Here is a 26,075-nt window from a genome sequence, read left to right as displayed (position 1 = left end):
GATTTCGTGGTAGACCAGGTGAAAGCCGGAGCCTCCATCATCGGCCTCTACCCGGCCACGGACGAAAGCAACCTCCAGCGCTTCGCAGAGTGGCGACAAGCCAAAGGGCGCTGACAAGGGGCGCGGCCAGGCCATCGCCGGTTCGACGACGGCCTCACAATCCCGGATGAAGCGCAGCGGAGATTAGTCGCTGATGTCTTCGACTGCGGACGAAGAGCGGACGCAGCCTCAAGGACAGGAAAGTGACATCAGGCGGAGTAACGATCTCGGGCCCGACGTCGACGAGATACCGAAGACCCCTCGGACGAAATCGGTGGGACCTGTTCGATCTCGGCTAAGGCAATACTTGCGTGTGCCGGCTCCGATGACTGCGGGCTTTCCGTGGTTATCATCAAATCCGATCGTCATGTACCGCACGACTTTCGATGAGCGTTAGGTGCTTCTCTTTATTGGCATCACGGCGTTTTGCCGGTCTCTCCCGGTTCGCCGGCGACATAGACTAACCCATTCCATTGCAGAACACTGCATTCAGCATGCGACAATGCTTCAAATGGACCTTCACTGTTACTTTCCTCGGCCTCATCCTATAGACAAATGATCTCATGAAGCGTCCCGGACGCCATACCCACATGCCGGCTGACGGCAGCACTGAAAGTGCTAGCGGGACTGTGAACTGCTGCGTGATACCGACTTGGCTCACCGCATCATCGACCAACAGTCCTTGGACTTGCAGCACGTCCACCTGCCACGGCTTCAGGACGATGTCCTCGGGCTTCTCTCGCTTCCCAGTCATTCTCAACCCATGGATTCAATGTATGCGCCCTATCTCAAGACTTCGGTCCAGACTGAAGGCCATTCGAAACGATGCGCCGCCAGCTGCAGGCTCCAAGCTGAAGGTTCCTCTCATGCGCCGCATAGCAGTTTCACATATTGAAAGTCCTAGTCCGCTTCCGGAGCGGGTATTGTCATTGCCCCGAACAAATCGTGCAAAGTCTGAACAGGGGAATCCCTGTGGCAACCCCGGACCTGTATCAGTAAAATGAAGCACTCCGTCGTTTGAAATGGATACTCTTACGTTGCTGCCGGGGGGTGTGTGCTTACGGACGTTCTCCAAAAGGTTTCGCAGGATTAGGGCGATCAATGTCGAGTCGCCGATAACTTGGACAGGCAAGTCCAGACCGCCCGCCTCGAGCAACCATCCGCCGGACACCAGCCGCGACGCCTCCTCCTGAAGGACTCGAGAGACTGCCTCGCCGAGGTGGAGCGATTGCAAGGAGAATACCGTACCGCCATCCAACCGAGCGATGTGTAGCAACTGCTCAATTAGACGGGCCATTGCGTCGACGTCTTGCATGGCCGCATCCCGGTCGGGATTAGATGCAAAGCCCTCCAGTCGTAGCTTGAGGTCAGCAAGCGGTGTCCGGAGTTCATGAGCAGCATGAATGGAGAAATCGCGTTGAGCGACGGCACCGGCCCTTATGCTGTCCAAGGCATGGTTGACGGCGGCAATCAGCGGCTGAACCTCCGCAGGTGCCGATGAGCCGGCAAGCCGCTCATGCCCCAAGTTGTCAAAGGTGATCCGTTCGGCCTGCGCGGCCACTCGCCGGAGTCCCAGCAGGCTGACGCGAACGATGCTCACTGCCGTGATCACCATGACGACAAGCATAGCCAGCGCTGCCCATCCCAGTTCCTCCAGAGACTGGGCGAAAAATGCGTTTGTCAAAGCAGTGACATCCGAACGCGACCGTGCCAGCCGGAGCCATACCCCAAACTCCGGCACGTAAAGTTCGGCGATCAGGACTGGTCCGGTGCCGTCGAGGGTCGGTCCGCTCGAAAGGACGGGTTCTGGGTCTGCTAGGCCGGGGCGCCCGGCTGGAGCGTTGACGTCGGAGCGATCCAGCACCGCTCCTGTCGCATCAGTGACGGTGTAGCCGTAGACCGGCCGTGTGCCTGAGAGGAGCCCGGTATAAGGTGGATCGATCTCTGATGATGGCTCGGCCGGGCGGTCAAATACGACCATGCCGCCATGGTTGTACCGTAGCGATCCCGCCCATTCCTCGACTTGAGTGGATAGCCCGCGTTCTTCTATCGCGAACTGGCCGCGCGTGAACTCCATGGACAGGATCGTACCGGCACCGACTAGGGTCAATGCGGATATCAAGGTCACAACGACCGCGAGCCTGACATCGAGGCGATAGGCCCGTCTCATGATCGGGTCTCGCGCAGGATGTAACCCAAGCCTCGCAGCGCCTTGAGCTCGACCGTAGCCCCGGCCTCCGAAAGCTTCCTGCGAAGCCGATGAATCAGCGTCTCGACCGCGTTGTCTGACCAGTCCTGGTGAAACGCATAGAGATGCTCGCCCAGCATACGCTTCGGAGTCACGCGGTCGCCGGCACGGATCAGCTTGTCCAGGGCTGCATGTTCCTGAGCGGTCAGCCTTACCTCTCGATCGGCCACTGTCAGGCTGGTGCTACGGGGATCGTATAGAAGGTTTCCTATACGCAACTCAATCGCCGAAATTTCGGCGGAGCGCCGTTGCAGCGCCCTCAGTCGTGCCAGCAACTCCTCGGTTGCGAACGGCTTGACGAGATAGTCGTCAGCTCCCGCATCCAATCCAGTCACCCGGTCTCCAATCTCGTCCCGTGCGGTAAGCATCAACGTCGGCGTCTTAAGTCCGGCGGCGCGGACAGACCTGACGAGCGCCCGCCCGTCGCCATCGTCGAGCATGACGTCCACGATGCAGAGGTCGTATGCCACGAGTTTCCAGGCCGCCTCGGCGTCCGCGACAGTCGCGAGAACATCCACCGCATGACCGGCCTCGGCAAGCCGTCGCCCCAACGCCTCGGAAAGAAGGCGATCATTCTCGACGAGCAGAATCCGCACCACGACTCTCCATAACCTCACGTCGGTTGGTCAACATGGAGCTCTCACTGCCCTGTCGGGCTGAAAGTAGACTCCCTCGAGATGATGGCGGCGAGTGGTCGCCACACGCAAGCCGGTACAACTTGCACGGGCGCTGCTCAACTCCAGCGGCATCATCGAGGTTCATAAGGTTCGAGGCTGCAAGTTTTCTGCAAGCTAGCCAACGCATGCGGCATGGCTATGAGCGCACCCCTATCCAACCCCGTTTCATCTGGCGCGAAATCGGACCGTCTGATTATCGCGTTCTTAGTTGGCGTTATTGCAGTCAGCGTGTTTTTCTGGGCTTTTCCGGAAGTCGATCTGATTGTCAGTCACTGGATGTTCAGCGATAGAGACGGATTCATATTGTCGAAAAATCCATCTTTGTTAAGGCTCCGCACCAGCGCTGACTGGGCGATGTTCGGGATCGTTACGCTTATACTTCTTTCCCTCCTCTGGAATTTATTCAATGGCGCCCTGACTTGGTCACGGGTTCGGAATCCCATTTGGCTGCTGTCTGGATTGATAATTGGCCCAGGCCTGATCGTAAACGGCGTCTTAAAGGCGCATTGGGGCCGGCCTCGTCCGAGAGAGATCGATACTTTTGGAGGGGAGGCCGTACACCAGTTGGTCTGGGTCATCAGCGACTGGTGTGATGGGAACTGTTCTTTCGTCAGCGGAGAGGCTTCCTTGGCAGCTTGGCTGGTCGCTGCGGCCCTCATTACACCTAAGCCCGTAAGGTTGGCCGCGACAGCGACGACTTCGATCTATGCTGGATCATTATCGCTGAATCGGATCGCCTTTGGCGGCCATTTTCTTTCGGATGTTCTCCTCGCCTGGCTGATCTGCGGACTCGTCTTTTTAATTCTAAATCGACTTATCCCAAAGACGTGAACGAGCAGAATAAATGAGGCCAAGTCTTGTTCTTCCTATCGAGGGAAATTCAGCCTATCGCAGTGTGCAGGCGGCGCCCCTTACCAGAAGGCTATCTCCACGTCTCGATGTTCGGTCCGTATGACGCCCGTTCAGGAGGTTGCACGCAATCCGGACCTGAAGGTAGAGCTCATCCCAGCGATGCGCGCGCCGCTGCATGACCATTTGGGACCGGGGCTCTGGCAAGGGTTCGCAACCCAGCAGCCAATCACAGTTGAAGCATTCGTCGCCGAAGGTCAGCAGTGGCACGGGCGGTCCGTGCTCACGGATAGATCTAAGTACGCGCTGCGCCCCGAAGCCCAGCTTCGTCGTCATCGCGTCGATATGACGAAAATTCTATCTAGTACGTCCAGCTATTCATTGTCGGGATAGCCGAGAGAACCCCATCTGTGGACGGAAGCCGATATCGCAAGCCCCGCGTTTCGCAGACGTTTCCGTGTCTTAGTTTCTGCTGTCTACAAAAGTTGACGGGCGACAGCACTCGGCTCAGGGCGTGCTTGCGCCTCGGGTTGGAGAATATCCTGAGTGAATCGAATACAGCTTGGCGTTCCTGTAGGTCCGGCGCCTGATCCGTTGATGCATGAACAGTTTGAAGAAGCTCGCGGCAACGGCGTTGTCGCGACAGTTTCCCCGGCGGCTCATGAAGTATTCCAGATTGTGAGTCCGGAGGAACACGGCTCTTTACAGAGTGTGACGCCGCGAGATTGCCCGCACTATCGCGACAGACCTGAATGAACAGGGCGTCTTGCCACCGCGGAATCGCACGGCCGGCCGGTCCTTTTCGACCATCTCGGGCAACTGGAAGCGCGGCACAGGACCGGCATCCGTAGCGATATCTACGTGGCCCACGAGCGCGGCCGCCGCCCGAAGCATCTCCTCTCGGCCTTCTCCAGTGCAGATTTCGCAGCGCCGGGTACATCAAGATCAGCGCGACACACTATGGCTATTCTGCCGCGCGTCATTGCGGCACCTGCGACAACCGCCGGTATATAGGCTGCGCCGAAACTCGAGGTCCGGGTTCTCGACCGGGTTGAAGGATTAGTTCACTCACCCCGAGTTCATCCCCGAGTTTTGAATGGTCATCGCATCGCGCTTCGCGGCGAGCTCGGAGCCATTCTTGTGCTGTGCGAGGGGGGGGGTCGTCAGAAACACCGACGCCCACCGGGTGGGCGGGCGGTCGAGGCAAGTAACGTTGGTTGCGGGAGCCTGACACCACCGAAATCTATCATCTTCAGGTGTCACAAGAGCGCAGTTCTGGCTGCGAGGCGGCAAAAGCCATCTACTTCAACCTACCCTACCCGGACCATAGGAGCTCTGCATGCTCATGTTTCTCGACCTCGAGGCGTCGAGCCTCTCCACGCGATCATGGCCGATCGAGATCGGCCTCGCGTGGATCGGCAACGACGGCTCGATCGCGTCTGAAGGACGTCTCATTCGACCGGACCCGTCGTGGTCCGTAGACGACTGGGCAGAGGACAGCGCAGCCGTTCACGGCATCACACTATCTGAACTCGCCGAAGCCGAGCCGGCGGCAGAGGTCGCCGCCTGGGCGCAGCAGAGGATCGGGAGCGCAGCCCTCCTTTCCGACGCGCCCCAGTTCGACGCGTACTGGCTCGATCGACTGATTTCCTCTGCAGGCCTGCCCCAGCCCGACCTGCGCGATCTCGACACAGCCGCGGCATTCGCCTTTTCCGGGATCCTGCTGAGGAGGAGGGGCCGCTGAGGGCGTTCTTGAAGGCTCTCGACCGCGCCCCGCACCCGCACCGGGCGGAAGCAGAAGCCCGTGGCCTGGCAGGGGCGTGGGCGGCCGGAGAGCGGGTGAAAGCGCTGCGCGGGAAAACGAAAGTCCGTAGGTCTACGCTCCGCGACAGCTGACGCATCCAGTGCGGCCGGTCGAGGGCTATACGCGCGGAACGATCGAGGAAGTTCGAGAAATTCGAGAGGCAGCCACCGGCACGGGATTTCGGTGGTTTTATACCCATTGGCGAGGGGCAGAACGCTGAACGGCACCGCAAGCGGTGCCGATCAAATCGTTCAGCTCGGAAGGCTCACGCCTTCGTCTGGTCGTCGGATGTGGAGGCTCCGGCGGCCGGATGGACTGTTGTTTGCGTTGTCGGCGTGGATCCGGCGGCAATTATCGCGGCGGTCGCGTCGGGGCGCAGAGGGTGCGCTGCGATCAGCTTCCGATCACGGGCGGTCGCTGCCTGCTCGAATTCAGCGAACAGCTCGGCGAGAGCCTTTTTGTCGAGAGTGCGCAGCTGTCTGGCCTGCGTTCGCATCATCGCCTCCATGCTGGCGCGTTCGATGGCGGCGTCTTTGTCAGCTTCACTTTCGAGGACGATCTTCAGGCGGTCCATGAGGGCGTCGGTTTTCTTGCTCATGGTCTTTCTCCTTGGTGAGCGTTGCGGTGTCGGGAGGTCCTGCCTCCCTTACCCAGAATCTGGGATCATCCTTCTGAGGACGGAAAACGAATCAGCGCGGATCCGGTGTTTTTTTTGGCGGCGCCTCTGCTTTTTCTGTCCCGCCGTATCGTCGCAGTACGGTCAGGTTCCTCGTGACGGACTTGAGCGCGTCGCCGAGGCCGGCGCGAACGTTCTCGGGCAGGCTTGCAAGGATCCCATCGAAGGATGCCCAAGCAGTGCGGAGCTCTGCGACCTCTCGCGTGAGCTTGCCCTGCGCCTCCTCCTCCGCCTTCTTCCGCAGGCGCGCCAGCATCGGCGCGAAGATCCGCGCGACCCGCTTACGTGCTGCCAGAGCCCTTACGAGTTGCGGTGGGAGGGCCTTCTCCTTCGTCGGGTGGCACGCGTCCAGGGCCATAGTCGGGCGCAGATCGACTTCTGATCCGCCCTCGTCAATCTCGATCTGACCGGACCCGATCATCTCCGCCGCACAGAGAACGGCGTCAGCGTCCACTTCCCGCGCAACGACCTGGTCTTCACGCTTGCTCACGGCGCGCTCCCGCTTCGCAATCGCGAGTTCCTGTTCGGCCCGCCATTGGGTGGTGCGCGCGTGCTGACGACGCGGAAGTAGCGTCCCCCCCGCCTCGCGCGCCTCCTTGATGGCGGCTGCCCTACGCTCTCCCCGGATCAGCATCAGATGAGCGAAGGCCTCGCCGACGCTGTCCTGGCCCAGCTCGTAGTTCTCAATAACCCTGTACCTCGATGGCTGCAGCATACGGCGCGTCGCGATGACCTCGCTCACACCGGTCACCTTGTTCTTGCGCGTCATCTCGACGGTCGTCTCCGGAAAGATCACCGCATGAACATGAAATGCAGCCTCGTCTCGATCGTAGCGAGCATGGATGACATCGGCGCCGAAAGTGTCGAGCAACCACTTGTTCGCGCAGGCCAAGAAATCGGCCTCGCGATTCTCGCCCATGAACTTCGCCATGGCATCATCGAACCACTCGCTGTTCGCCGTCAGGATGATCTCGCGGAGCGGCCCGTGACTGGTCGGCCGCCACGGGTCCTTCGGCCCCTCCAGGAGACGGCGCTGCAGATCCTTCTTTCGGTTGCGGGCTTTCAGGCTCTCGATCTCGGCGACGTGGTTCTCGAGCGCCATCTCCGTGACGCGTTCCCGAGCGAGTTCGACCCAGTTTTCCTCGCCGATGAACCTCTTGTTGCGTTTGCTGGGCGAGGGGTCTGCGTGCGACAGATCCCCGCCCTTGCGCAGCCCGTGCATTTCGTAGCCGCGCAGATCGCTCAGGACCATGCCGGCCATGCGCATGACGATTGGGTATGCCTTGGGAGTATGTGAGCCGTCCATCTTCCGATCTCCTGCAGTGGGCTGCGGAGGAGATCGGAGCGTCCCTGAAGGCACGGAAATCAAAGCATCTCGGGATGCGGAGTCGTCAGGAGCGAACAACGAAGTACGCGGCACATCTGTGGGATCCGAACCTCCATGGCAGGTGGAGACGAAGACCAGGCATTGGAGCCTCCTCGTTTTACGCCTATAGTTCGCCAAAGTAGCGGATAAGGAATGCGACATGGGAGACTGCGAGTTCTGCGCTGAGTTTCAGGGCAGCGGGCCTGCCCGCTTTCGATCTATGTATGAAGGCGTCGCAAGCCACAGGATTATCGCGAAGACCGACCGGTTCGTCGTGATCCCAACGCTCGGACAGATCTTTGAGGGCAGCCTTCTGATACTACCTACTGCGCATGTCGAAACCTGCGCCGCTCTCGACGACGGCGCTCGTGCCGAGATGCTTGGCTTAGTCGACAACATGGTTACTCGATGCGCCGTCTGGGGAAGTCCGATCGTGTTCGAGCATGGCGCTACATCGGCGATGGGTGGAGGATGCGGCCTTCACCACGCGCACCTACACGTCGTGCCTCTTCCGAAGCGGACGAGACCCGAACTGATGTTTCCGGAGGCATCTGCTACGGCGAAAGATCTGGCGGAAGCGTGGCGGGCCCTATCTGGTTCGAATCATTATCTTCTAATAGGGCACTCCGACGGCGTACGGTTGAGAAATCTGGACATCCATCCGGGCACGTTCCAATCGCAATTCTTTCGCCGCCGGATTGCGGAGCATTTTTCTCTAGACAGGCCATGGGACTGGCGAAGCTACAAGGGCATCGAACCGGCGGTATTGAAGGTGCTTGCTGAAAGCGTACCTGATGCTGTCTAGCGCCGGCATCGTCGAGCGGCTTCAGGAAGGTACGGTGGAGATCAGTCCCTTCTCTGAAGTTCAGCTAAGAGGCGCCAGCTATGTACTACGGCTCGGGAACAGATTCCGTAGATGGATGCCCGGGTCCCCGCTTCGACTTTGGGAACCCAACGCCGCCGGTTCTGCACTCGCGGTGCCAGAGACGGCCGACAATCTGTCGCTTGAGCCGTCCGCTCTTGTGCTTGGATGTACGCGGGAACGGATCCGCTTGGCCGACGGTATCGCCGGTCAGCTCTCGCCCCTATCCCATGTCGCTAGGTTCGGCCTCGGCGTGACCTGTGGCGCCGACTTCATCAATCCGGGCTTTGGAAGCTCAGGCGCTTCCTTGCTGACCCTCGAGCTCTACAACCACAACGTCCGGCCACTCGAACTACGCGCGGGAATGCCGATCGCGCACTTGCGCCTCATTTCGATAGGAGCGGTGTACTGCGGAGACCCGCAACGTAGCATCTATGAAGGCAGCGATCCGCTTACAGATCCGCTATTGTACGAGGAGTGGGGCGTGTCCCTGGGACTCGATGTTGAGAACCCGTCGTGATGACACGCATCTGGCCGCCCCATTGCTGCGTCCCGGCCTTCGTGCACGCTGCACTCGTGCAGCATGGGGTCGAATTTCCGTTCCCCGAGACTATACCAGGCCTCATCGGCGTTCGCGTCGATCCCAGTCAGGACAACCCACTAAAGCTCGCGCTCGCCGACGCGGCGCATCCGCCAGGGATTCGAGGAGCCGATGCGGAGCTCGAAGTAAATCGTATGTTCGCGGACCTCGAGCTGGACCTACGCCTGCGACGCGTGCGGTTCGACTCTTTGAAAGCAGAGCTTTGGGTTGACGTGCTCGACGCCGCACTGTCCAGCGGCGCCGCCGTTGGGATTGGGTTCGACTACAACCACTTCATGGGCCGGACGACTCCGAAAGCAGCCGCGCAGCACGTCTTACGTGTACTGTATCGGGACGTAGGTTCGTTGACGCTGTTCGACGACTCGGGTGAGGCCAAACCAGCGACGATCAATGCCGATTTTCAGCGAGTAAAATCTGCGGTGCTCTCTATCCGTGACGGGTTCTGGATCATAAATGACAGAACACGCCTTGACTTCCCGCACGTTCCAATGTGGCAGAGCTAACTTATCATGCTGAACAAAATTGAACTTGTTTCTGAGATGCTACATCCAGAGACAGAGGCAGCTCTAAAAGGAGCGCTCGAGCGCTTCTATGAGTGCGAACAGATCGCCGAAATTTGGCCGTCTGCGGAGCACAACGGCGTCCGACTGCCACTACATGAAGTTAGGGTCGTCGTACTTCCGCTGGATCGAATAGGTGCACCCGCGGGCGCAAGCGGCGCCGGCGTTTATGTGGCATATTATAGTCATAATGTCGGCGAGGCCGAAAGACGATCTCCGTCACAGCCGCTGGTGGCGAAAATCGGTCCGCCGCGCAAGCTGTGCGAGGAGAAAGAGGGCGCGGACGGGTGGCCCAAGCTTACTCGCTCGCAGAAAGGCAAGTTCGCCTTCCCCATTTATTATGACGCTACCGAGGCTGCCGCAAACCGCGCAGTCCTGCTGGCACCGTTCCAGTCTCGATCCCAGCCGACGCATGGAGGAAGCCGAAACGATGTGGAGGTTCGCGACCTATGGCATTTGCTGGATAGCAAGACTGAGCTGTTGCGGCCCGATGCAGTCGATTGGGATAAAGTGTCGAAGCTGATTGCGCAAGCGCTAGATGCTATGGAGCCACCTCATCAGGGAGGGCGGGGCAGACCACCGGCGACCAATGCTGCGTACGCCGACCACTATGAAAAGTACCTGCGGAAGACGACTAAGGATTGCGAGGGGAGCAGGAGCTACATGCTGTCAGCGTTGTTCGGTGAGGCGCAAACGACTCGCGCATTTGGTACATGTTGGCCTAATCCCACCTTAATCATCCAGAGAATCATCGAACAGCGGACTTCAGCCCCAGTCGTCCTCGGGCCGGTACATGGCGACCTCCATCCCAAGAATATCGTGCTCGACACGAGCGACAGCGTGCAGATCATCGACTTTGGGTGGGCAGCGGCTGAACGTCCTATCGTCTTAGACTACTTGCTACTCGACCTCAATCTCCGCGGAACAACACTCCCTTCTCAGATTTCTGAAGAGGACATGCTCAAGCTCGCCGGCTTTTTACGTGATTCCCATGACGCATGTGGGCTTCCAGTGGCGGTACGTAAACGCGCCGAAATCATCCGCGACGTGATCTGGCGCAAAGCGCAAGAGCGGGTGGTGCGAAATGATTGGGAACGCGAGTACATGATCCCACTATTTTTGGTCGGCTATGGCCTGCTGGTGCACCTAGATAGCGCCCGCAACCAGGTCGCTTTGATCGCGACGGTGCTACAGCTTGCTTTGGAAATCGACAGAATCGTACCTCAAGGATCGTCAGCTTGAGCCTCTCAGATAAACCCCTTCGTCTTTCCGACTTGGGCGAATTTGCCCTGATTAGAAAAATTATCTTACCGCTCGCGACGGCGGCGGACGGGCTGACAAGCGTGGGCGACGACTGCGCCTTCATAGAGACTGGCAGCGACACGCTGGTAGTCAGCGCCGACGTTGGCCCTCGACCGCTCGTGAGGAGTCTGGCCGCGCATCACGAAGATTGGGAAGCGTCAGGTTGGCTTTCCGTTGTTGCCACTGCGAGCGATATCGCGTCGGCGGGCGCCAAGCCTCTACTGCTGACCAACTGCATCGATGCGCCTGCGGACCTTGAAGTCCAAGCTTTACAGAAATTTATGCGTGGCTACTTTCGGGCGATGAGTGCCTTCGGCTTTCGTAATGGCGGCGGTGATCTCCGGCAAGGCCCTGATCTTGCCGCACGCGTGTTTGGCGTTGGCACCCTCGCCGGAGTCCGGCGCATTGGGCGCGACGGCGCCCGCCCCGGCGACCGCATCGCCGTCGTCGGCGCGGCGGGCTCATTTATGGCACGCTATTTGCTCGCTTCAGAGGCTGAAGTACCCGACCCGACGTCGACAGCTGCGCCAACCGAATCCGCAGACACACTGCGCTTCCCGATGCCACAATTGCGCGCGATGCGGCTACTTGCAGAGCATGATCTCATTCTTGCAGCATCGGATACCTCCGACGGCCTCCTCGGCGCAATTGGGAACATCGCGGATGCGTCAGGGTGCGGTTTCGCGCTCGAGCTCCGGGACGATCTACTTTCGGATGAAGTGCGGCTCGCGTCAGCATTGCCACGAGTCGCAAGTCCTTGGAACCTCTTCTTTACTTGGGGTGACTGGTCGGTGGCGGTCGTCGTGAATGAGGAGCGCGTAGCGGAGTTCGGCGAATTTTGTGCCGCCAACGGAATCGAGGGGCAGCTCCTCGGGCGGGTCACATCGGCGCCTGGTGCACTGACCGCCGAGTTGTCTGGGCGCAGCTACTCGATAACACCTGTCAGGAACGAAAACTTCGTCCGTCGAGGATTTAACTCAGGACTGGAAGGTCACCTAGATTACATCCTCTCGACACCAATTCTGACGTCAATGGAAAAAAAATGAACACAGGCCCCGAACTTCGCCTCATCCTCGCGACGCGTGCCGCCGGCCTTCCGCCTGAGCTGGCTGAAACGGGGTTTGTGTCCATGCCGAATGGAGTTGCAATCGATCATCTTGAGAATGCCGGGTTATGGTTCGGGCCGCGCAGGATACTTGAAGAAACTGAGGAGTTCAGACAGGTAATCCCGTATATCGTGCTGTGCGTTGGCAACCGGATCGTGCGCTACAAGCGGACGCCGGTCGGCGGCGAGAAAAGATTGCACGGTCAATTGTCACTCGGAGTCGGCGGACACGTGGATTTGGGAGACGGACGTTCATCGGGCGAAAACTTTGATCTTTTCGCCACAATCGAGCAGGCGTCCGAGCGGGAGATACGGGAAGAGCTTGGCGACTTGACTGTAAGCCGTCGCCGCTGGATTGGCCTGTTGGTCGACAACGACAACCCCGTGGGGCGAGTGCATATTGGCCTGATCGGCATTTGGCACATTGACAAACTTCCGGACAGAGTCGCCGAGGACACCTTAGGTGAGGTAACCACCGTGTCGCTTTCAGAGCTTGCGAAGGACGCCGGTTCACTAGAAACTTGGTCGGCTATTTTGCTACCGCGGCTGCAGGCAGAAATGGCCAATGCCAATCATATCTTAGTATCAGAGTCCGACCCAAGCCGATAACGCTCGCAGTGGCGTTTCGCCGGGGGTTCTTCGGGCCGACTTCAACCGTTCAAGCAGAACGCCGATATAACGTTATTGGAAAGGCGTCCCCTTCGACGTGACTGATGCTAGTTACGCCGCCCGTCTCTGAGCTCAATGAAAACGCTCGAAAGCAGCTTCTTGCGCCACAAGTGCAGCGACCCCCGGCTCTTTCAGCTATCTGATATGTCGGCATCCGACGGCCTGTCGTCCATCATGTCGTATTGGGCCGGGCAGAGCCACTGGCACGTGCCAGTGGCGGCTCCGGCCGCACAGACAGGCTCCTTCCCGCCACCGAGACAAGCGCCATACGTGCGACAAGCTTAATCATCAGCTTGTGGCGCCGCGTTGACCAGCGACCGGTAGAAAGGTACCGCCGCATACGTGTGGATGACGCTGATTGTTCGGTAGCAATCTTATCTTCAACCTCGCGTTTCTTCGCTAGCTGGGAGGCTTATCTGACTGCAAAGACCTTACCAACTGCAGGCACTTTACTCACTAACCAGCTGGCACTCCGGCACTGCGTGCCTGCGTTCCAGCTGTCGTTCGCCAGGGGTGAACCCCTGGACCCCGGCGCCGCTGCGCGACGCTCGGGAGACGCTCCGCCCTCCCGAACCCGCCAGGCGCTCCCGCGGGGCCGAGGGTCATCGTTCCGCACTCCCCCTCTGGACACCCCCTGCTCGCGGGGTCGTCGTTCGCCACTCCCCCTGCACCCCCTGGCAGCCGTCGGCTCGACCAGGGACGCGCTCCGCTTCCCTGGACCCTCAGGGCAGGACCCGCTCACACCCCGCTCTGTCCTGCACCTCTCCGGCTTTATCACCCACGGGGGGAACGGTCTGGCATCCGTGATGATCCGGCGGATGGCAGGTCCGCTCCGTGCCGCGCGCGCTTTATGACGCGCGGCACGGAACGAACCCGGCCGGGTGAGTTCGAAGATCGACGCGTCTTCCTCAATCAGCGTTGGAGACGCTCACATGTATCACGACCCCAAACCCATCATTGCCCAGCCTGCATGGCCAGATGACCTGCAACGCGGCGACGTCGTCCAGTTTCGCTTTCCCCTCGCCGAAGGGGAAAGCAAAGGGCAACGGCCGCCAAAAAAGCGGCCGTGTCTCGTTCTCGAGATTGAGACCAAAGGCAGCCGCCGTTTTGCGACCCTCGCATACGGAACGGATGCGCAGACGAAAGCCAATCAGGGCTACTCGATCTTCGTCCGTCGCGGCGGAGCCATGGCCGCGGCCGGTCTCACCAAGCCGACGCATTTCGTGTGCGCGCGCCGGATCACCGTAGCCATCGGCCACGTCGGGTTCGAGGCGAGCTCCGCCACGGGCTCCCCGATCATCGGGCGGCTCGACGAGGCCCTCATTGAACGGATGAACGCCCTCCGGGCGCGCATCCATGCCGAGCACGACATCGCTGTCGAACGTCGTCGCGAACGCGACGAGGAACAGCGCCGATGGCAGCGGGAAGAACGCGATTTCCGACAGCGGAACCGCGCCCTCCGCGCCGCCACCTCCCCCACGAAAGGAAAAGCCAGTGCCTGATCTCTGCCTCGATAATCTCGACCACTTCATCGCTGACGCGATCTCGACCGCCCGCATCGTGATCGTAGCTCTCGGCGAAGATGCGATACCCCATCTGCCCGCCACTCGCCGGTCGTTCGCAAAGGATGTCCGAGGGCGCATGAACCCGGACCGGCTTTTTGAGACGCAGACGATCTTCGACCTCGATGGGCTGATCGAGGTCCTCGAGACGGCGATTTTGAGCGGGACGCACGAAGAAACGATCTTCGACAACAGCCTCGAGAACGTGTCGACGACTGGCTGGACGCGGCGCCACTATAGCCCGTCCGCCGAAGCCTTGGGGCGTGCGCTGATCGTGATCCTCCATCTCCGCGAGACGCTCCAGGACATCCGGGACCTGCGGGATACACAGCGTGTGCTCAACCGCATGCACGCGGAACCATAACACGAGATCGGGGGCGGCGACGCCCCCGCCAGGGCACGCCGGCGACATCCCTCTGCTGCTACAGATGCCGGCGCGCCCGTCCTACTCTCTGGTATGGAAGGCGTGAGGGTTTCGTTCGCAGCATTACGCGTGGCAATTTTCTCGCCGTGCGTTGCATAGGGCTTCATTGCGCGAAATAGATGGCCCCCTCGGACGGGGAAGGGCCAGTCATGCTCCTGACGGACATCAAGAGTGCTCACGTCCGCTATCTCGCGGATCCAGCTTCTGATCCAGTGATGCACTTTGTACCGGCAGAGATGCGCCAAATGCGTCGGCGGCGGGTGGAAGGCCTGCTGCAGGCGATCGAGAGCGTCAAACTCTTCACCGTCGCAGGCGCAGCCTATGACCTGATTTCGACTATGCAGATGGAGGGGGAGGAGGAGCGCCTTGGCCGCCAGCTCGACGAAGCGCCGCTGCCGTTCGATTCGATATGGATGGAGTTCACCCGCCCGCGTTCGGCCCCTCAACAGGGTGAAAGCAGAGAAGCTGTCACCGGCATGATGCTGATCCGAAACAATGACGGCTCAACGTCAATCGCACAGTTCCACAAGGGCGGACCGGAAGGTTTTCTTGAGCCCATGATCCAACTCGAGGGCAAACGGGGAGAAGCGTTGGGAATCGGCGAGGACCCTTTCATCCACTTCCGCTACCCTCCAGATCCGGAAGCACAGGACAGGCGCTTCACGGGTGCGGTCGAACTGGCTGTGAGGGGGCTGAACCATGTTCTGACGACGGTGGGCCTCATCGCCTCAAAGGGTGGGCCATTGACGCCCGACGAGGAGAACCTGATGTCCCGGCAAGAGCGGCGGCGGCTGGAGCGGACGGGCGCCCTCCCGAAGGGGCCGCCGCGCATGGTCACCCGGATCCGGATCAGCGGAACCGCTTCCTTCGGGACGGCGAGACCGGCAATCGCATCTCGCGGCCCTCTGACGCGGACGACATCGTCTACGGCGAGGCGCCCGAGCTCGCGATCATCGACGACGATGTCTGGAACCGCGTGCAGGACCGCCTCGAGGCCACGCATGAGAAGTACGCTGGCAAGACGGCGCCCCTCAACGACAGCCATCGCGCGAAGTACCTCCTCAACGGGATGGTCAAGTGCGGCTGCTGCGGCGGCGCGTACACGATCGTCGCGAAGGAGCGCTACGGCTGCTACAAGCGCAAGACGCAGGGCAAGCAGGAATGCAGCAACAGCCGCACGATCACCCGCCACAAGCTGGAGACGCGCGTCCTGGCGCGCCTGCGCAAGGGCCTCATGACACCGGGTTTCGCACAGCAATTCGCGGCCGAGGTAGACCGCCTGATGGCGACGTCCCCGGACGACGCCACCGCCGCCCGGGCTGAGCTCGAGACGCGCCTGAGGAAGATGGAGGCGACGATCGACCGCCTGCTCGATCGGCTGGAGGGCGAGGAAGCCAGCGAGAGCCTGATGAGCCGCCTGAAGACGCGCGAGGCCGAGCGCGATGCGCTGCGCCAGGAGCTCGCCGAGACCGCCAATCCGCAGCCGATCGTGCTGCCGACCCGAGGTGAGCTCGAAGCGATCTACCGCGCGCAGGTGGAACGCCTGGAGGGTCTGCTGACCGGAAGCGACCACATGGTGGCGGCGAACGCGCTGCTGCGCGAGCTTCTCGGCGAGGTGCGCGTCAAGGGCGATCCCGAGGCGCGGGACGGCACGGCAATCGAGATCCGGCGCGAGGCGTCCCGGATCTTCCAACCCGTTGGGCAACCCGTTGGGGAGACGCAAAAAAGCGCCCCTTGGGGCGCTGGTTTGTCGTTGATTCAGATTTCGTTGGTTGCGGGAGTAGGATTTGAACCTACGACCTTCAGGTTATGAGTCTAACCGGCGCATGTTTGACGGTGTTTGCTGAAGACGTTTCTTTATATCCATATCAGTATCTTAACAGGACACTGACTTTGACGAGCATACTCCGAGATTGCTCGTATTTGCTCCCCCGTGTAGCACCAGCGTAGCATCGTAGCACCACGCCGGGAGGACCGTTTGGCCAGTCATCGCCTGAACTTCACGAAAGCCGCACTTTCGAAGGCGCCCGCCGCCAACAAGGGACGGAAGGATTACTACTACGACGAACGCGAGCAGGGGCTGGTCCTGGCCGTGTCGTCGGGCGGCGCCAAGACGTTCTACCTCTACAAGCGCATCCAAGGGCGACCGGAACGGGTGCTGCTGGGCCGCTTCCCCGATATCAGCATCGAGAACGCCAGGAAGGCCGCTCAGAAGGCCAAGGGCGAAATTGCCAGCGGCAAGAACCCGCAGGAGGACAAGCGCGCGATCCGGGACGAGATGACCTTCGGCGCGCTCTTCACGGAGTACATGGAGAAGTATTCCAAGGTGCATAAGCGGTCCTGGAAATACGACCAGCGCGAGGTGACGAAGTTCCTGTCGCATTGGTTCACGCGCAAGATATCGACGATCACCAAGTCGGAAGTGGAACGCCTGCACGCCAAGACCGGCAAGGAAAACGGCCTCTATCAGGCCAACCGCCTGCTGGAACGTGTCCGGTCCATCTTCAACAAGGCGATTGATTGGGGCTGGGATGGCGCGAATCCGGCGACCGGCATCAAGAAGTTCAAGGAACAGAGCCGCGACCGCTTCTTGCAGCCCGACGAGTTGCCCCGCTTCTTCGAAGCCCTGGCTCGCGAACCGAACGAGGCGGCGCGCGACTTCTTTCTGATCTCGCTCCTGACCGGGGCGCGGAAGTCCAACACGCTGGCGATGCGCTGGTCCGAGATCAACTTCGACGCCGCAACCTGGCGGATCGAGCTGACGAAGAACGGCGAGCCGCAAACGATTCACCTGCCGCAACAGGCCCTAGATATTCTGAAGGAACGCAAGCTGCGCTCGGATAGTCCCTGGGTGTTTCCCGGCCGGGGGGCAAAGGGCTACCTGGCGGACCCGAAGAAGGCGTGGCTGCGCATCCTGGCCGAAGCGGGGATCGATAATCTGCGCATCCACGATCTGCGCCGTACGCTTGGAAGCTACCAAGCCGCAACCGGGGCCAATGGCTACATCATCGGCAAGTCGCTGGGCCACCGCAGCCAGCAATCCACCGCGATCTATGCCCGGTTGAACCTGGACCCGGTGCGGGATTCGGTGAACAAGGCGACAGACGCAATGTTCAGCCATGCCCGCTCTCAGGCAAAGGAAGCCTGACGTGCCAGCCGACGATCTCTACCCCCGCCTTGCGATCAATCTCGACGAAGACACCGACCTGCAGATTGAGGCGATCCTCGGTCCGGCACTTATCGACGAAGTCGCTCAACATGCCGACGTGCCCCAAGATGGAGAACAACGCGGCGTCCTACGGGACGGGCTAAGGCGTGCTTTCGAGGCTTATGTTGACGCGTGCTCGGAGCGAGAGGGCCAGCGCTCGGAGAAGGAGGACAACAGGGCGCTGAATCGTGTCGCGAAGGCGGCCGGGCAACTGGAAGCTGCCTTGCTTGATCTACAGGAGTTCCCCGGCGTGGAAGCGCGTCTTGAGCGGAGTATTCGCAACCGCCCGACCCCGCTTGCGCATAGCGAAAGCCTGGACCTTCCAAAACTCATCGGTACGCGTCGAAATATCTTCGCGGATATTCGAGACATGCTGATCGACTTGCAGGTTTACGGGGAAGACGCCGTGAACCGCGAGCCGCATCCGGTTTGGATCGGAGCTGTTGAATCAGGCGAGTCAGCCTTTCGCTTCGATAGCGACGAAGAATTAGAAGAACGGCGTAAAGCCTGGCGTGCGCGTTCCAATGAGCGGAAGTTCCCCAAGGATCATGCAATTCAGGAATTCTTGCGGACCTTCCGACCGACTTGGGACGCGCTCTCACCCCATCCCTTCACGCACGGCATGTACCACAAGGACGCGAAACAGACCGTCTCGCGCCTTGTCGATGCAAGCCACCTCTCCCTGCAAAAGATCGACGGGGCAGTGACGCGACAAGCCATCACCACGGCCGTGCGAAAGCTGGTGTAGGCCTTTCCCATAGCAAGAGCCGGGACGGAAACCTGCCCCGTTTTCACTATCGGGTTTGATAGAGACCGCCGCGCTTTGTTGGCAGCATCCCCTTATCGCAACCGATTGATGAGGAACGCTGAAATGACCCCTACCCCGAAAAACCTCCTGACGCCGCAGGAGGTCGCAAACCGCCTGGGCGTTTCGATCACGACGCTCAGCACCTGGAGATGCACCAAGCGCTATCCCCTGGCCTACGTGAAGGTCGGGCGGCTGGTGCGCTACCGCCTGGGCGACGTGGAAGCCTTCGAGTTGGCCCGCCTGCAGGAGATGGTGGCCAATGACAACTGAGACGCTGCCCTTCCGCCATATCCAGTTCACCACCGTGAACATGGCCTGCCGCCAGAACTTGCCATCTCTCCTGACCGCCTGGTTGCCCGATGGGCGTCGCGTGGGCGACGAATGGACGGCCCGCAATCCGACCCGCGCCGACCGGCGCCCCGGTTCGTTCAAGATCAACATTCAGACCGGCCGATGGGCCGACTTCGCCACCGGCGACAAGGGTGGCGATCCGGTCAGCCTCTATGCCTATCTCAACGGCCTGTCCCAGGGGCAGGCCGCGCGAGAATTGATCGAGACATGGGGGATGGACGGATGAGCGATTCAATCGCGCACCTGCGTCACCCGAAGGCGGGCAGACCGACCGTGCAATACGTCTACCGCGATGCGGTCGGAACGCCGGTCCTGATGGCCAACCGCTACGACAAACAGGACGGCAAGTTCTTCCTACCCTACGACCTGATCGCGGATGCCTGGAAAGCGCCGGAATTGCGCCCGCTCTACCGCCTGGACGCACTGGCGGAGGCGAACGCGGATCGCGCCGTGATCGTGACCGAAGGCGAGAAATGCGCGGATGCGCTGGCAAGCCTGGGCTATGTCAGCACGACGACATTCGGCGGCGCCAACGGCGCACACAAAACCGACCTGGCACCGCTTCGGGGGCGCAAGGTGATCCTCTGGCCGGACAAGGACGAACCCGGCCTGAAATACGCCGAAGGCCTGGCTGCCACCTTGCATGCCGAACTTGGCGCCCTGCCCCGGATCATTCCCACAGCGGATATCGTGCTGCGGTCGATACGTAGCGCGAACCGCAATGCGGCGCCCGACGCTGTCTTCCCCAAGGGCTGGGATGCCGCCGACGCGGTGGCGAGCGGCTGGGGCGTGCACGAGATCAACACACTGATCGAGATGGCGCGCCCCCACGCCGAAGAGGACACCGACCGAACGGAGCCGGACGAAGCGCCGCTCTTCGATGACCTGGAATTGTGGCACACGCCCGATCATCGCCCCTTCGCGACCTTCCGCCGGGATGGCCGGTGGCAATCGCTCGAACTGACGTCTTCCAGCTTCAAGCAGCTTCTGGCCTACGAGACGTACCGGACGACCGGAAAGGCCCCGCCCGCCGCGAAGCTGGACGACATGCAGCGCCAGATGATCGGCCAGGCGCGCTTTGAGGGCGCAACCAGGCCGGTATTTACCCGGATCGGGCGGAACGGGGACGCAATCGTGCTGGATTTGGGCGGCGCGGATTGCGCCCGCGCCACGATCACAGCGAACGGCTGGCGGGTGGATAGCGGAAATGAACCGCGCTTCGTGCGCTCCCCGTCTGCATCCGCCCTGCCCATGCCGCTCCCTGAAAGCGGAGACGTTGCCCTCCTGAAGCGCTTCGTGAACGCGGCCAGCGAAGATGACTTCCGATTGATGGTCGCTTGGCTTCTGGGATGCTTGCGGCCGGAAGGTCCCTATCCCCTGCTAATCCTGAGCGGGGAACAGGGCAGCGCGAAAAGCACCACGTCGAAGGTTTTACGGTCCCTGGTCGATCCTTCCACGCTCTCGACGCGGAGCTTGCCGCAAGACGAGCACAACCTGGTCATTGCGGCACGGGGAACGCATGTCTTGGCCTTCGACAACATATCGCGGATCAAGGGAAGCATGGCGGACGCACTTTGCCGCCTGGCAACCGGGGGCGGCTTTGCGACGCGCAAACTGCACAGCGATTCCGACGAGGTACTCTTCGACGCCACCCGTCCCAGCTTGCTGAACGGCATTCCCGATCTCGCGGAACGGGCAGACCTGGCCGACCGGGCGATCACGTTGACACTCCCAAGTATCGCAGAGAACCGCCGTGCCTTTGAAGGAGAGTTCTGGGACCAGTTCGAAGAGGTGCGCCCTCGCATCCTGGCGGGCCTGTTAGACGCGACGAGCGGCGCGCTAGAGCGACATGACAGCGTGACCCTCCAAGACCGCCCCAGGCTGGCCGACTTCGCCCGCTGGGTGACGGCCGCCGAACCGAGTCTCGGGTGGCCACCGGGGGCCTTCCTGGCGGCGTACCAAGCCAACCGAAGAGAGTCCGAAGAGGCCGCGGTTGAAAGCAACGCAGTCGCAAGCGCCATCCTGACAATGGTCGCGGATTCAGGAACCTGGAGCGGCACGGCCGCAGAACTGATCGCGTACCTGCGGAAGCGCTATCCTGCGCTTACCGACGCTGCAGACGCATTCCCCCGCCAGGCGGCCGCCTTCGGTAGCGAGCTGCGCCGGGTCACGCCCCTTCTGAGACGGCAGGGTATCGCGGTCGCCCACGTACGCGAAGGAAAAGATCGGCGGCGGATGATACAGGTAACTAGGGCCTGACTGCTGTCCGCCCTGTCCGCCTGCCGTCCGCCCTTGATCCAACAGGGCTTGCAGGCGGACAGCGGCGGACAGGGCGGACGGCAGATTCGGGTTGTTTTGTCGACAATTTCGGCCGCACGCGTAGCTTGAATGCAGGACCAGCGCGAGTTCACAGTCAGCCGTTCTACGACATTCGCGCCAGAAGCCGTGGGCATGAAACCCTGTGTTCAGGCCTATCGATCTGTCGCCACCGCGCCGAATGAGAGATAGTCGACCGAACTCGCCCGTATCTGGACCAGCAAGGACGGCTAGCTGCGCAGCATGTGAAAGGCCGTGCGCGGGGATCGCGACGGTCAGGCAGCGCAGCGGTAAATCCGGTGCTTCTATCTCACGAAGGCGGTATCAGATACAGCGCAAGGGATGGAAACCGGGTGGCCGAGACCGCCACAGGCGGGCGCGGTTCACGACAGCCCGGCCGTCAAGGCATTTGGCGGGTGCGCCGACGGCAACAGACTGGACGCGAGTTCGTTTCAGTGGGATGATGCAGCTTCGGGTTTAGGTCAAAATAACAATGGATTAGCAGGCAGATGTCCTCGGGTGAGCTTTACATTCACGGCTATGAATTTCCGTGGTCCCTCGGGACGAACAGTCTCAAGGCGGATGAAGCCGATGATGGTCTCTCGCCGAGCGAGGCCTTTGATCTGAACACGCAGAAGCTTTTGAGCTTTCTTGAGTGCCGGGATGCACGCTTGGCGCTTTCGAAGACAGCGCACCAGTGCATTCTTGAAACGATTGTCATGAACAAGCCTGATCCGTCGATCGAATTCGGCAGCCTCGAAATACTACAGGCGCTCTATCTGACACGTCCACCGCGTCAGTCCCGCATTCCCACAGCGCCCGGAAGTTTTTCGCGCCACTGGCGTGTGCTCGGGCGCATGATGAGTGCCTTTATGTCGGAACAGGGTGAGGCACTGGACACGGAAGACAAGACGGATGTGCTCGTCTGGCGGGTTCGCCTTCAGACAGTGTTCTACCGTTTTCCCTATGATCAGGACGTGTGCGCCGGGATTATAGGCAATATTCTCTCCCGCGTGGATGCCAAGGTTGCGCAGGTGGTGCCGTTTGCTGAGCAGTACGCCCGGCTTTTGGGCGTGTCTCGGTTCGTAAGCGACCGGATCACGGAATTTTACGCGAACTGCGGGGAAATGCTGCGGGCAAAGACGCACGAGGACGTCAATGCGCGGATCAAATACTTCTGCGCCCGCAGCACGGTTGCAGCGCGCCTGTGGGAGCGTTGTCGGCACCAGAAGCGGACTGTGAGGGACCTCAGCCATCTTGGATATCAACTTTCGGAGCTCGCAACGCCGTGGCTATTCGCGCTTGAAAAGGAGGAACTTGTTTCCAAGTTCGGTGATGAAATCCTGCCGCTGATCGACCGGTTCTCACACAGCAGTGGAGAGCTTGCCGGCGCGGACCCCCGACGCTTCATCATGGATAACCCGGTGTGGCAAAAGCCCTTTATCACCATGCCTGACGAGACGTACCTGCTGCCGATCCCGCATTTCCCCTACAGCCATCCCTTCCGTATTGCCGAACACTTGATCGGCAACGAGCCGAAGGTGCGCACAGCATACAGCGACGCGCGTGCCGAATATCTGGAAGACGCCATGGCCGAGACTCTGGAACTGGCCATGCCCAGTGCCTCGATCTATCGGAGTGTGATCTGGGATGACCCGGCAACTGGCGTGCGCTATGAGAATGACGTTGTCGTTGTTCTGGACAATTTCCTGTTCATGTTCGAAGCCAAGTCCGGAAAGATTAGTCCGGCGGCACGTCGCGGCGCTGGGAAAAGTCTAAATACCAACGTCTCTGACCTGTTTATTGGGCCCGCGAAGCAGGCGCGACGACTCCAAAAATACTTGAATGACCGTACGGTGGCGATCAGCTTGCGGGACAAGAAGACCGGAAAACCGGTTCCACTTAATCTGGACCGGCTAAAGATCGCCTTCAGCTACAGCATCTGCCTAGAGCACTTCGCCTCGCTCTCCGCAACGCGCGAATTCTTTGCAGAAAGTGGCATCCTCGGCGCTGATGAGCCGTGGGCACCTGTGCTCTCGCTTGGGGAACTCGACATGGTTTCGCGGTTCCTCGATTCCGAAGTTTCGTTTGCGCATTATCTTACGCGACGACCGCTGATCGGCACGCAACTGGATTATGATGGGGATGAACAGGACCTGCTTTCAATGTATCTTACGAATGGGTTCTGCCTGCTAGGACGCGGTCCTGAGGACAAGCGCATTCTGTTCCATAACTCCGACGCGCAGGTAAGGAAGAGGACCGTTCCGGCAATCAATCGTGCAACGCCTGCGATTGTGGGGATCACCCTGCCGCCGATGTGGCAGCGCACTGTCTCGGAAATCTATGATTCATCCATCGGAACAGTGCGCCATCGTTTTGACATCATTTGCACGATCCTCAATCAGCCCCCTCCGGCATTGTCTGAACTTCAGGAATTCGTACGAAAATGGCGTCGCGGCGGCGGCGGTGCCGGCAAAGGCCCGCGTTACAGCATATATACGGTAGCGAACCGTCAGTTTGTCGTGGCGACGTGGCTTCTGTCAAAGGGCTTTGGGAGCGAGGAGGCGCTGATGGCCGAAGCGCGCCTTCTTGCACACGGCATCGCCAGCGAGTTCGACGGCACATCAGATGTCGTGGTCTTCATCTACCTGAAGAAGCCGCGCGAGATCACGCACAACGGCGTCTTTTTCTTCCGGCTTGGCCGGGAGGGCATTGGCAGAGTAATCTGAGAACAGTGTAAGCGCACTCAAGCGTTAGCTCCGAATAGTCAGTTCGCCGGCGCCGCACGGCACACCATCGATCTCGTCGCCGGTTCGTTCGATGGCTGCGCCTACTTACTCATACCAGGAAGAAGTATCGACCTTGATCTGTTGAGTGGTCTCGAAATTCTCAAGGTTGTTGACGGGAGATCGCAAGCTCACCTGAAAGGGAAAGGAGTCATTCAGCGTCGCGCCGTCGCCCCGGCGGAAATCGGACCGTGACCCATATACGAGTTCCACATTAACGTCACCGGTGACGTTCACATACACATACGCATGGTCAATCTTTTCGACGTCAATTTCATCCACGTAGGGGCATTCAACCCGCGTGTGTGTTGAGAGAATATCGAGCTCATCAAGCTCGGTCTCTAGGAATTTTTGAAGCGCATGCTCAGATATCGCATCCCGCAGATGCTCTTTGACGTTATCGCAAAGATAATCAATTTCTTCTCTAAGACCGGTGAGGGCGGTTACGCCCGCAAGAACGAAGTCACCGACTTCGTCGTCTGAATGATTGATGCGATCAGGCCGGACGTGTGTGTATTTGCTGGCCTCTTTATAATGATCTGCAAGTTCAGCGATTGACGCGGGCTCATCGAAGCCGAGAGTGCCCAGAGCTGCATCTGGGAGACCACCGGAGATCGCGAAGCGGAGCCGCTGACGCCTGGTAGCAGCCTGCGCTGTTGGGTCCTGCACGTACCAAGGGCACTGCTGGACTGCTGCGTGGGCCGCCAGGCAATCGAGTTGATATGTCAGCAACTCTCGAAAGCATGACGCGATGAGGTTGAGCCGGACAGGGCTTTCGCTATCAGGCAGCAATCTTTCGATGCCGGTGCACAGGGCTTTCACGAAGTCATCGTTCGAGCCGTCGGCGTAATCACGAAGTTCCTGAGATACGCATTCGTATTTCATTGCCTCAGCCTTCTGGAAATCTATGCAAAATTAAGTCGAAATCATCGCGCTCATGCGCTTCATCTGTATCGTTGCCTCATGGAACAAATCGCCAAGCCGGCATGCGCGTGGGCGAGAAGCAACCGGTAGGCGTTGAGGCCGCATTGTTTCGCTTCTTCCTTTCGGGCGCCTTGCCATCGTGGTGCGCGCATCTGACGAGGTACCCATGCATTCTGTTTCCAAATAAGATCGCCGCCCCAGCACAGCCCGACATAATCGACCTCAAGACCTTGGCACACGAACTCGGAGAGCGGAACCTCCAGCGCGTTGAAGAAGCGACAATCACCGGCTGGCCGAAAGAGCCAATGGACTACGTCGGCGAAATCATTCGTCTTTGGGCGACGCCGGGATACCCTGTGCAATCAGCCGGACAGCAGCTTTGTCCGCAACTCTGACCCTCTGACGATCGAATTGCTGCGCCGTCCGCCGAATGACCGCTTCGGGGAGCCCCCCGAGCAGCATTCTCGCAAGTTGAGCGGCGGCTATGGCGATCGCGGCGTCGCCGTCACACTGCGTCCGGGAGATTGGAATGTCCGCTTCCTGCATGTTGTAGGCATTCGAGCGGATGGCATCGGATCTGGCAGTCCCAGCCGCTCCTACGCTTCGGCCTGGGCACGCGGGGGGAGGCCACGGGCGCGGCGGGGGCCGTAGTGCATCGGCTCAGCGCCGGCCAGACACCCTTTGCCGCGATCTTGCTTCACCACAGCGCATGCATTGCGCCACTCCGTAGCACCGGCGTAGCACCGCTTGGCATACTTCGAACGGAAAAAGCGCCCCTTGGGGCGCTATGTATTTGTTCCGCTGCTATTGTTTTGGTTGCGGGAGTAGGATTTGAACCTACGACCTTCAGGTTATGAGCCTGACGAGCTACCGGACTGCTCCATCCCGCGGCAATACTTGTCTGGATCGGACGGCCATTCTGGCGCGTTTCATCGACA

23 protein-coding genes, 1 tRNA gene and 1 pseudogene are annotated in these 26,075 nt (G+C 60.3%); 17 read left to right on the top strand and 8 right to left on the bottom strand.

Features of this window, described 5'->3' with window-relative positions; genetic code table 11:
* Positions 1-808: 808 nt before the first annotated feature.
* Both PAM7066_RS18160 and PAM7066_RS18155 read right to left on the bottom strand, forming a co-directional pair.
* Positions 809-2,209, bottom strand: a complete 1,401-nt coding sequence (locus tag PAM7066_RS18160) for a sensor histidine kinase (protein ID WP_085855632.1) — start codon at positions 2,207-2,209, stop codon at positions 809-811.
* Positions 2,206-2,883: a response regulator gene (locus PAM7066_RS18155; protein ID WP_175484735.1), complete on the bottom strand. Its 678-nt coding sequence runs from the start codon at positions 2,881-2,883 to the stop codon at positions 2,206-2,208. Before PAM7066_RS18155 ends, PAM7066_RS18160 begins: the two co-directional genes overlap by 4 nt.
* Positions 2,884-3,096: 213 nt before the next feature.
* Here PAM7066_RS18155 and PAM7066_RS18150 point away from each other — a divergent pair, with 213 nt between their 5' ends.
* Positions 3,097-3,795: a phosphatase PAP2 family protein gene (locus tag PAM7066_RS18150; RefSeq protein ID WP_085855630.1), complete on the top strand. Its 699-nt coding sequence runs from the start codon at positions 3,097-3,099 to the stop codon at positions 3,793-3,795.
* Positions 3,796-4,261: 466 nt separating this feature from the next.
* On the opposite strand, the pseudogene PAM7066_RS19700 reads toward PAM7066_RS18150, so the two are convergent.
* Positions 4,262-4,512, bottom strand: a pseudogene (locus PAM7066_RS19700) (IS3 family transposase); the annotation flags it as partial.
* 640 nt (positions 4,513-5,152) lie between these two features.
* Between PAM7066_RS19700 and PAM7066_RS18140 the strand changes: the two are divergent.
* Positions 5,153-5,557, top strand: coding sequence for a 3'-5' exonuclease family protein (locus PAM7066_RS18140; protein WP_085855628.1), 405 nt, complete (start codon positions 5,153-5,155; stop codon positions 5,555-5,557).
* A gap of 325 nt (positions 5,558-5,882) precedes the next feature.
* Here the strand turns inward: PAM7066_RS18140 and PAM7066_RS18135 are convergent, their stop codons facing one another.
* Both PAM7066_RS18135 and PAM7066_RS18130 read right to left on the bottom strand, forming a co-directional pair.
* Positions 5,883-6,215, bottom strand: a complete 333-nt coding sequence (locus PAM7066_RS18135) for a hypothetical protein (protein ID WP_085855627.1) — start codon at positions 6,213-6,215, stop codon at positions 5,883-5,885.
* Between the two features lie 91 nt (positions 6,216-6,306).
* On the bottom strand, positions 6,307-7,599 hold the full coding sequence (locus PAM7066_RS18130; protein ID WP_139215057.1) for a plasmid recombination protein: 1,293 nt from the start codon (positions 7,597-7,599) through the stop codon (positions 6,307-6,309).
* Positions 7,600-7,819: 220 nt separating this feature from the next.
* On the opposite strand from PAM7066_RS18130, the gene PAM7066_RS18125 reads away from it, so the two are divergent.
* The 15 genes from PAM7066_RS18125 to PAM7066_RS19105 all read left to right on the top strand — a co-directional run bounded on the left by PAM7066_RS18125 (position 7,820) and on the right by PAM7066_RS19105 (position 24,156).
* Complete coding sequence (locus PAM7066_RS18125; RefSeq protein ID WP_085855625.1) at positions 7,820-8,464, top strand: HIT family protein; 645 nt, start codon at positions 7,820-7,822, stop codon at positions 8,462-8,464.
* On the top strand, positions 8,454-9,041 hold the full coding sequence (locus tag PAM7066_RS19680; protein WP_085855624.1) for a dCTP deaminase: 588 nt from the start codon (positions 8,454-8,456) through the stop codon (positions 9,039-9,041). The genes PAM7066_RS18125 and PAM7066_RS19680 overlap by 11 nt, the downstream gene beginning before the upstream one ends.
* Positions 9,041-9,625: a hypothetical protein gene (locus PAM7066_RS18760; protein ID WP_139215055.1), complete on the top strand. Its 585-nt coding sequence runs from the start codon at positions 9,041-9,043 to the stop codon at positions 9,623-9,625. Before PAM7066_RS19680 ends, PAM7066_RS18760 begins: the two co-directional genes overlap by 1 nt.
* 6 nt (positions 9,626-9,631) lie before the next feature.
* Positions 9,632-10,924 carry a hypothetical protein gene (locus PAM7066_RS18110; RefSeq protein ID WP_139215054.1) on the top strand — a complete coding sequence of 431 codons (1,293 nt, stop codon included), beginning with the start codon at positions 9,632-9,634 and terminating at the stop codon, positions 10,922-10,924.
* The gene (locus tag PAM7066_RS18105; protein WP_085855621.1) at positions 10,921-12,030 is read left to right on the top strand and encodes a thiamine-phosphate kinase; all 1,110 of its coding nucleotides are present in this window, start codon (positions 10,921-10,923) and stop codon (positions 12,028-12,030) included. Before PAM7066_RS18110 ends, PAM7066_RS18105 begins: the two co-directional genes overlap by 4 nt.
* The gene (locus tag PAM7066_RS18100) at positions 12,027-12,698 is read left to right on the top strand and encodes a hypothetical protein (RefSeq protein WP_085855620.1); all 672 of its coding nucleotides are present in this window, start codon (positions 12,027-12,029) and stop codon (positions 12,696-12,698) included. The genes PAM7066_RS18105 and PAM7066_RS18100 overlap by 4 nt, the downstream gene beginning before the upstream one ends.
* Before the next feature lie 992 nt (positions 12,699-13,690).
* Positions 13,691-14,260, top strand: coding sequence for a hypothetical protein (locus PAM7066_RS19110; RefSeq protein WP_085855619.1), 570 nt, complete (start codon positions 13,691-13,693; stop codon positions 14,258-14,260).
* The gene (locus PAM7066_RS18090) at positions 14,253-14,684 is read left to right on the top strand and encodes a hypothetical protein (RefSeq protein ID WP_085855618.1); all 432 of its coding nucleotides are present in this window, start codon (positions 14,253-14,255) and stop codon (positions 14,682-14,684) included. The genes PAM7066_RS19110 and PAM7066_RS18090 overlap by 8 nt, the downstream gene beginning before the upstream one ends.
* A gap of 1,036 nt (positions 14,685-15,720) precedes the next feature.
* Positions 15,721-16,557 carry a recombinase zinc ribbon domain-containing protein gene (locus PAM7066_RS18080; RefSeq protein WP_085855616.1) on the top strand — a complete coding sequence of 279 codons (837 nt, stop codon included), beginning with the start codon at positions 15,721-15,723 and terminating at the stop codon, positions 16,555-16,557.
* Between the two features lie 165 nt (positions 16,558-16,722).
* The gene (locus tag PAM7066_RS18075) at positions 16,723-17,892 is read left to right on the top strand and encodes a tyrosine-type recombinase/integrase (RefSeq protein WP_085855615.1); all 1,170 of its coding nucleotides are present in this window, start codon (positions 16,723-16,725) and stop codon (positions 17,890-17,892) included.
* 1 nt (position 17,893) lies between these two features.
* Positions 17,894-18,700 carry a hypothetical protein gene (locus PAM7066_RS18070; protein WP_085855614.1) on the top strand — a complete coding sequence of 269 codons (807 nt, stop codon included), beginning with the start codon at positions 17,894-17,896 and terminating at the stop codon, positions 18,698-18,700.
* Positions 18,701-18,823: 123 nt separating this feature from the next.
* Positions 18,824-19,030, top strand: a complete 207-nt coding sequence (locus PAM7066_RS18065) for a helix-turn-helix transcriptional regulator (protein WP_090929537.1) — start codon at positions 18,824-18,826, stop codon at positions 19,028-19,030.
* On the top strand, positions 19,020-19,337 hold the full coding sequence (locus tag PAM7066_RS18060) for a hypothetical protein (protein ID WP_217640008.1): 318 nt from the start codon (positions 19,020-19,022) through the stop codon (positions 19,335-19,337). The genes PAM7066_RS18065 and PAM7066_RS18060 overlap by 11 nt, the downstream gene beginning before the upstream one ends.
* Entirely contained in the window at positions 19,334-21,370 is a 2,037-nt protein-coding gene (locus PAM7066_RS19460; RefSeq protein ID WP_085855612.1) for an AICE element replication initiation protein, read from the top strand. Before PAM7066_RS18060 ends, PAM7066_RS19460 begins: the two co-directional genes overlap by 4 nt.
* A gap of 566 nt (positions 21,371-21,936) precedes the next feature.
* On the top strand, positions 21,937-24,156 hold the full coding sequence (locus PAM7066_RS19105; protein WP_085855611.1) for a hypothetical protein: 2,220 nt from the start codon (positions 21,937-21,939) through the stop codon (positions 24,154-24,156).
* A 105-nt stretch (positions 24,157-24,261) separates the two neighbouring features.
* On the opposite strand, the gene PAM7066_RS18045 is transcribed toward PAM7066_RS19105, so the two are convergent.
* From PAM7066_RS18045 to PAM7066_RS18035, 3 genes are all read right to left on the bottom strand, one after another.
* Positions 24,262-25,098, bottom strand: a complete 837-nt coding sequence (locus PAM7066_RS18045; protein WP_085855610.1) for a pPIWI-associating nuclease domain-containing protein — start codon at positions 25,096-25,098, stop codon at positions 24,262-24,264.
* A 59-nt stretch (positions 25,099-25,157) separates the two neighbouring features.
* Positions 25,158-25,376 (bottom strand): DNA/RNA helicase domain-containing protein, encoded by a 219-nt coding sequence (locus tag PAM7066_RS19675; protein WP_370738104.1) that lies wholly within the window; start codon positions 25,374-25,376, stop codon positions 25,158-25,160.
* Positions 25,377-25,950: 574 nt separating this feature from the next.
* A tRNA-Met gene (locus PAM7066_RS18035) sits at positions 25,951-26,027 on the bottom strand.
* Between the last annotated feature and the right edge of the window lie 48 nt (positions 26,028-26,075).

Origin of the sequence: Palleronia marisminoris (genome assembly GCF_900172315.1) — a bacterium.
Taxonomy (GTDB): Bacteria; Pseudomonadota; Alphaproteobacteria; order Rhodobacterales; family Rhodobacteraceae; genus Palleronia; species Palleronia marisminoris.
Note: the sequence above shows the minus strand (reverse complement) of the source record. Positions and strands in the feature narration are given on the sequence as shown.

Excerpts from the sequence above, each read along its gene's own strand:
- PAM7066_RS18160 (WP_085855632.1), bottom strand. The coding sequence starts at position 2,209 with ATGAGACGGGCCTATCGCCTCGATGTCAGGCTCGCGGTCGTTGTGACC.
- PAM7066_RS18150 (WP_085855630.1), top strand. The coding sequence starts at position 3,097 with ATGGCTATGAGCGCACCCCTATCCAACCCCGTTTCATCTGGCGCGAAA.
- PAM7066_RS18140 (WP_085855628.1), top strand. The coding sequence starts at position 5,153 with ATGCTCATGTTTCTCGACCTCGAGGCGTCGAGCCTCTCCACGCGATCA.
- PAM7066_RS18135 (WP_085855627.1), bottom strand. The coding sequence starts at position 6,215 with ATGAGCAAGAAAACCGACGCCCTCATGGACCGCCTGAAGATCGTCCTC.
- PAM7066_RS18130 (WP_139215057.1), bottom strand. The coding sequence starts at position 7,599 with ATGGACGGCTCACATACTCCCAAGGCATACCCAATCGTCATGCGCATG.
- PAM7066_RS18125 (WP_085855625.1), top strand. The coding sequence starts at position 7,820 with ATGGGAGACTGCGAGTTCTGCGCTGAGTTTCAGGGCAGCGGGCCTGCC.
- PAM7066_RS19680 (WP_085855624.1), top strand. The coding sequence starts at position 8,454 with ATGCTGTCTAGCGCCGGCATCGTCGAGCGGCTTCAGGAAGGTACGGTG.
- PAM7066_RS18760 (WP_139215055.1), top strand. The coding sequence starts at position 9,041 with ATGACACGCATCTGGCCGCCCCATTGCTGCGTCCCGGCCTTCGTGCAC.
- PAM7066_RS18110 (WP_139215054.1), top strand. The coding sequence starts at position 9,632 with ATGCTGAACAAAATTGAACTTGTTTCTGAGATGCTACATCCAGAGACA.
- PAM7066_RS18100 (WP_085855620.1), top strand. The coding sequence starts at position 12,027 with ATGAACACAGGCCCCGAACTTCGCCTCATCCTCGCGACGCGTGCCGCC.
- PAM7066_RS19110 (WP_085855619.1), top strand. The coding sequence starts at position 13,691 with ATGTATCACGACCCCAAACCCATCATTGCCCAGCCTGCATGGCCAGAT.
- PAM7066_RS18065 (WP_090929537.1), top strand. The coding sequence starts at position 18,824 with ATGACCCCTACCCCGAAAAACCTCCTGACGCCGCAGGAGGTCGCAAAC.
- PAM7066_RS18060 (WP_217640008.1), top strand. The coding sequence starts at position 19,020 with ATGACAACTGAGACGCTGCCCTTCCGCCATATCCAGTTCACCACCGTG.
- PAM7066_RS19460 (WP_085855612.1), top strand. The coding sequence starts at position 19,334 with ATGAGCGATTCAATCGCGCACCTGCGTCACCCGAAGGCGGGCAGACCG.
- PAM7066_RS19105 (WP_085855611.1), top strand. The coding sequence starts at position 21,937 with ATGTCCTCGGGTGAGCTTTACATTCACGGCTATGAATTTCCGTGGTCC.
- PAM7066_RS18045 (WP_085855610.1), bottom strand. The coding sequence starts at position 25,098 with ATGAAATACGAATGCGTATCTCAGGAACTTCGTGATTACGCCGACGGC.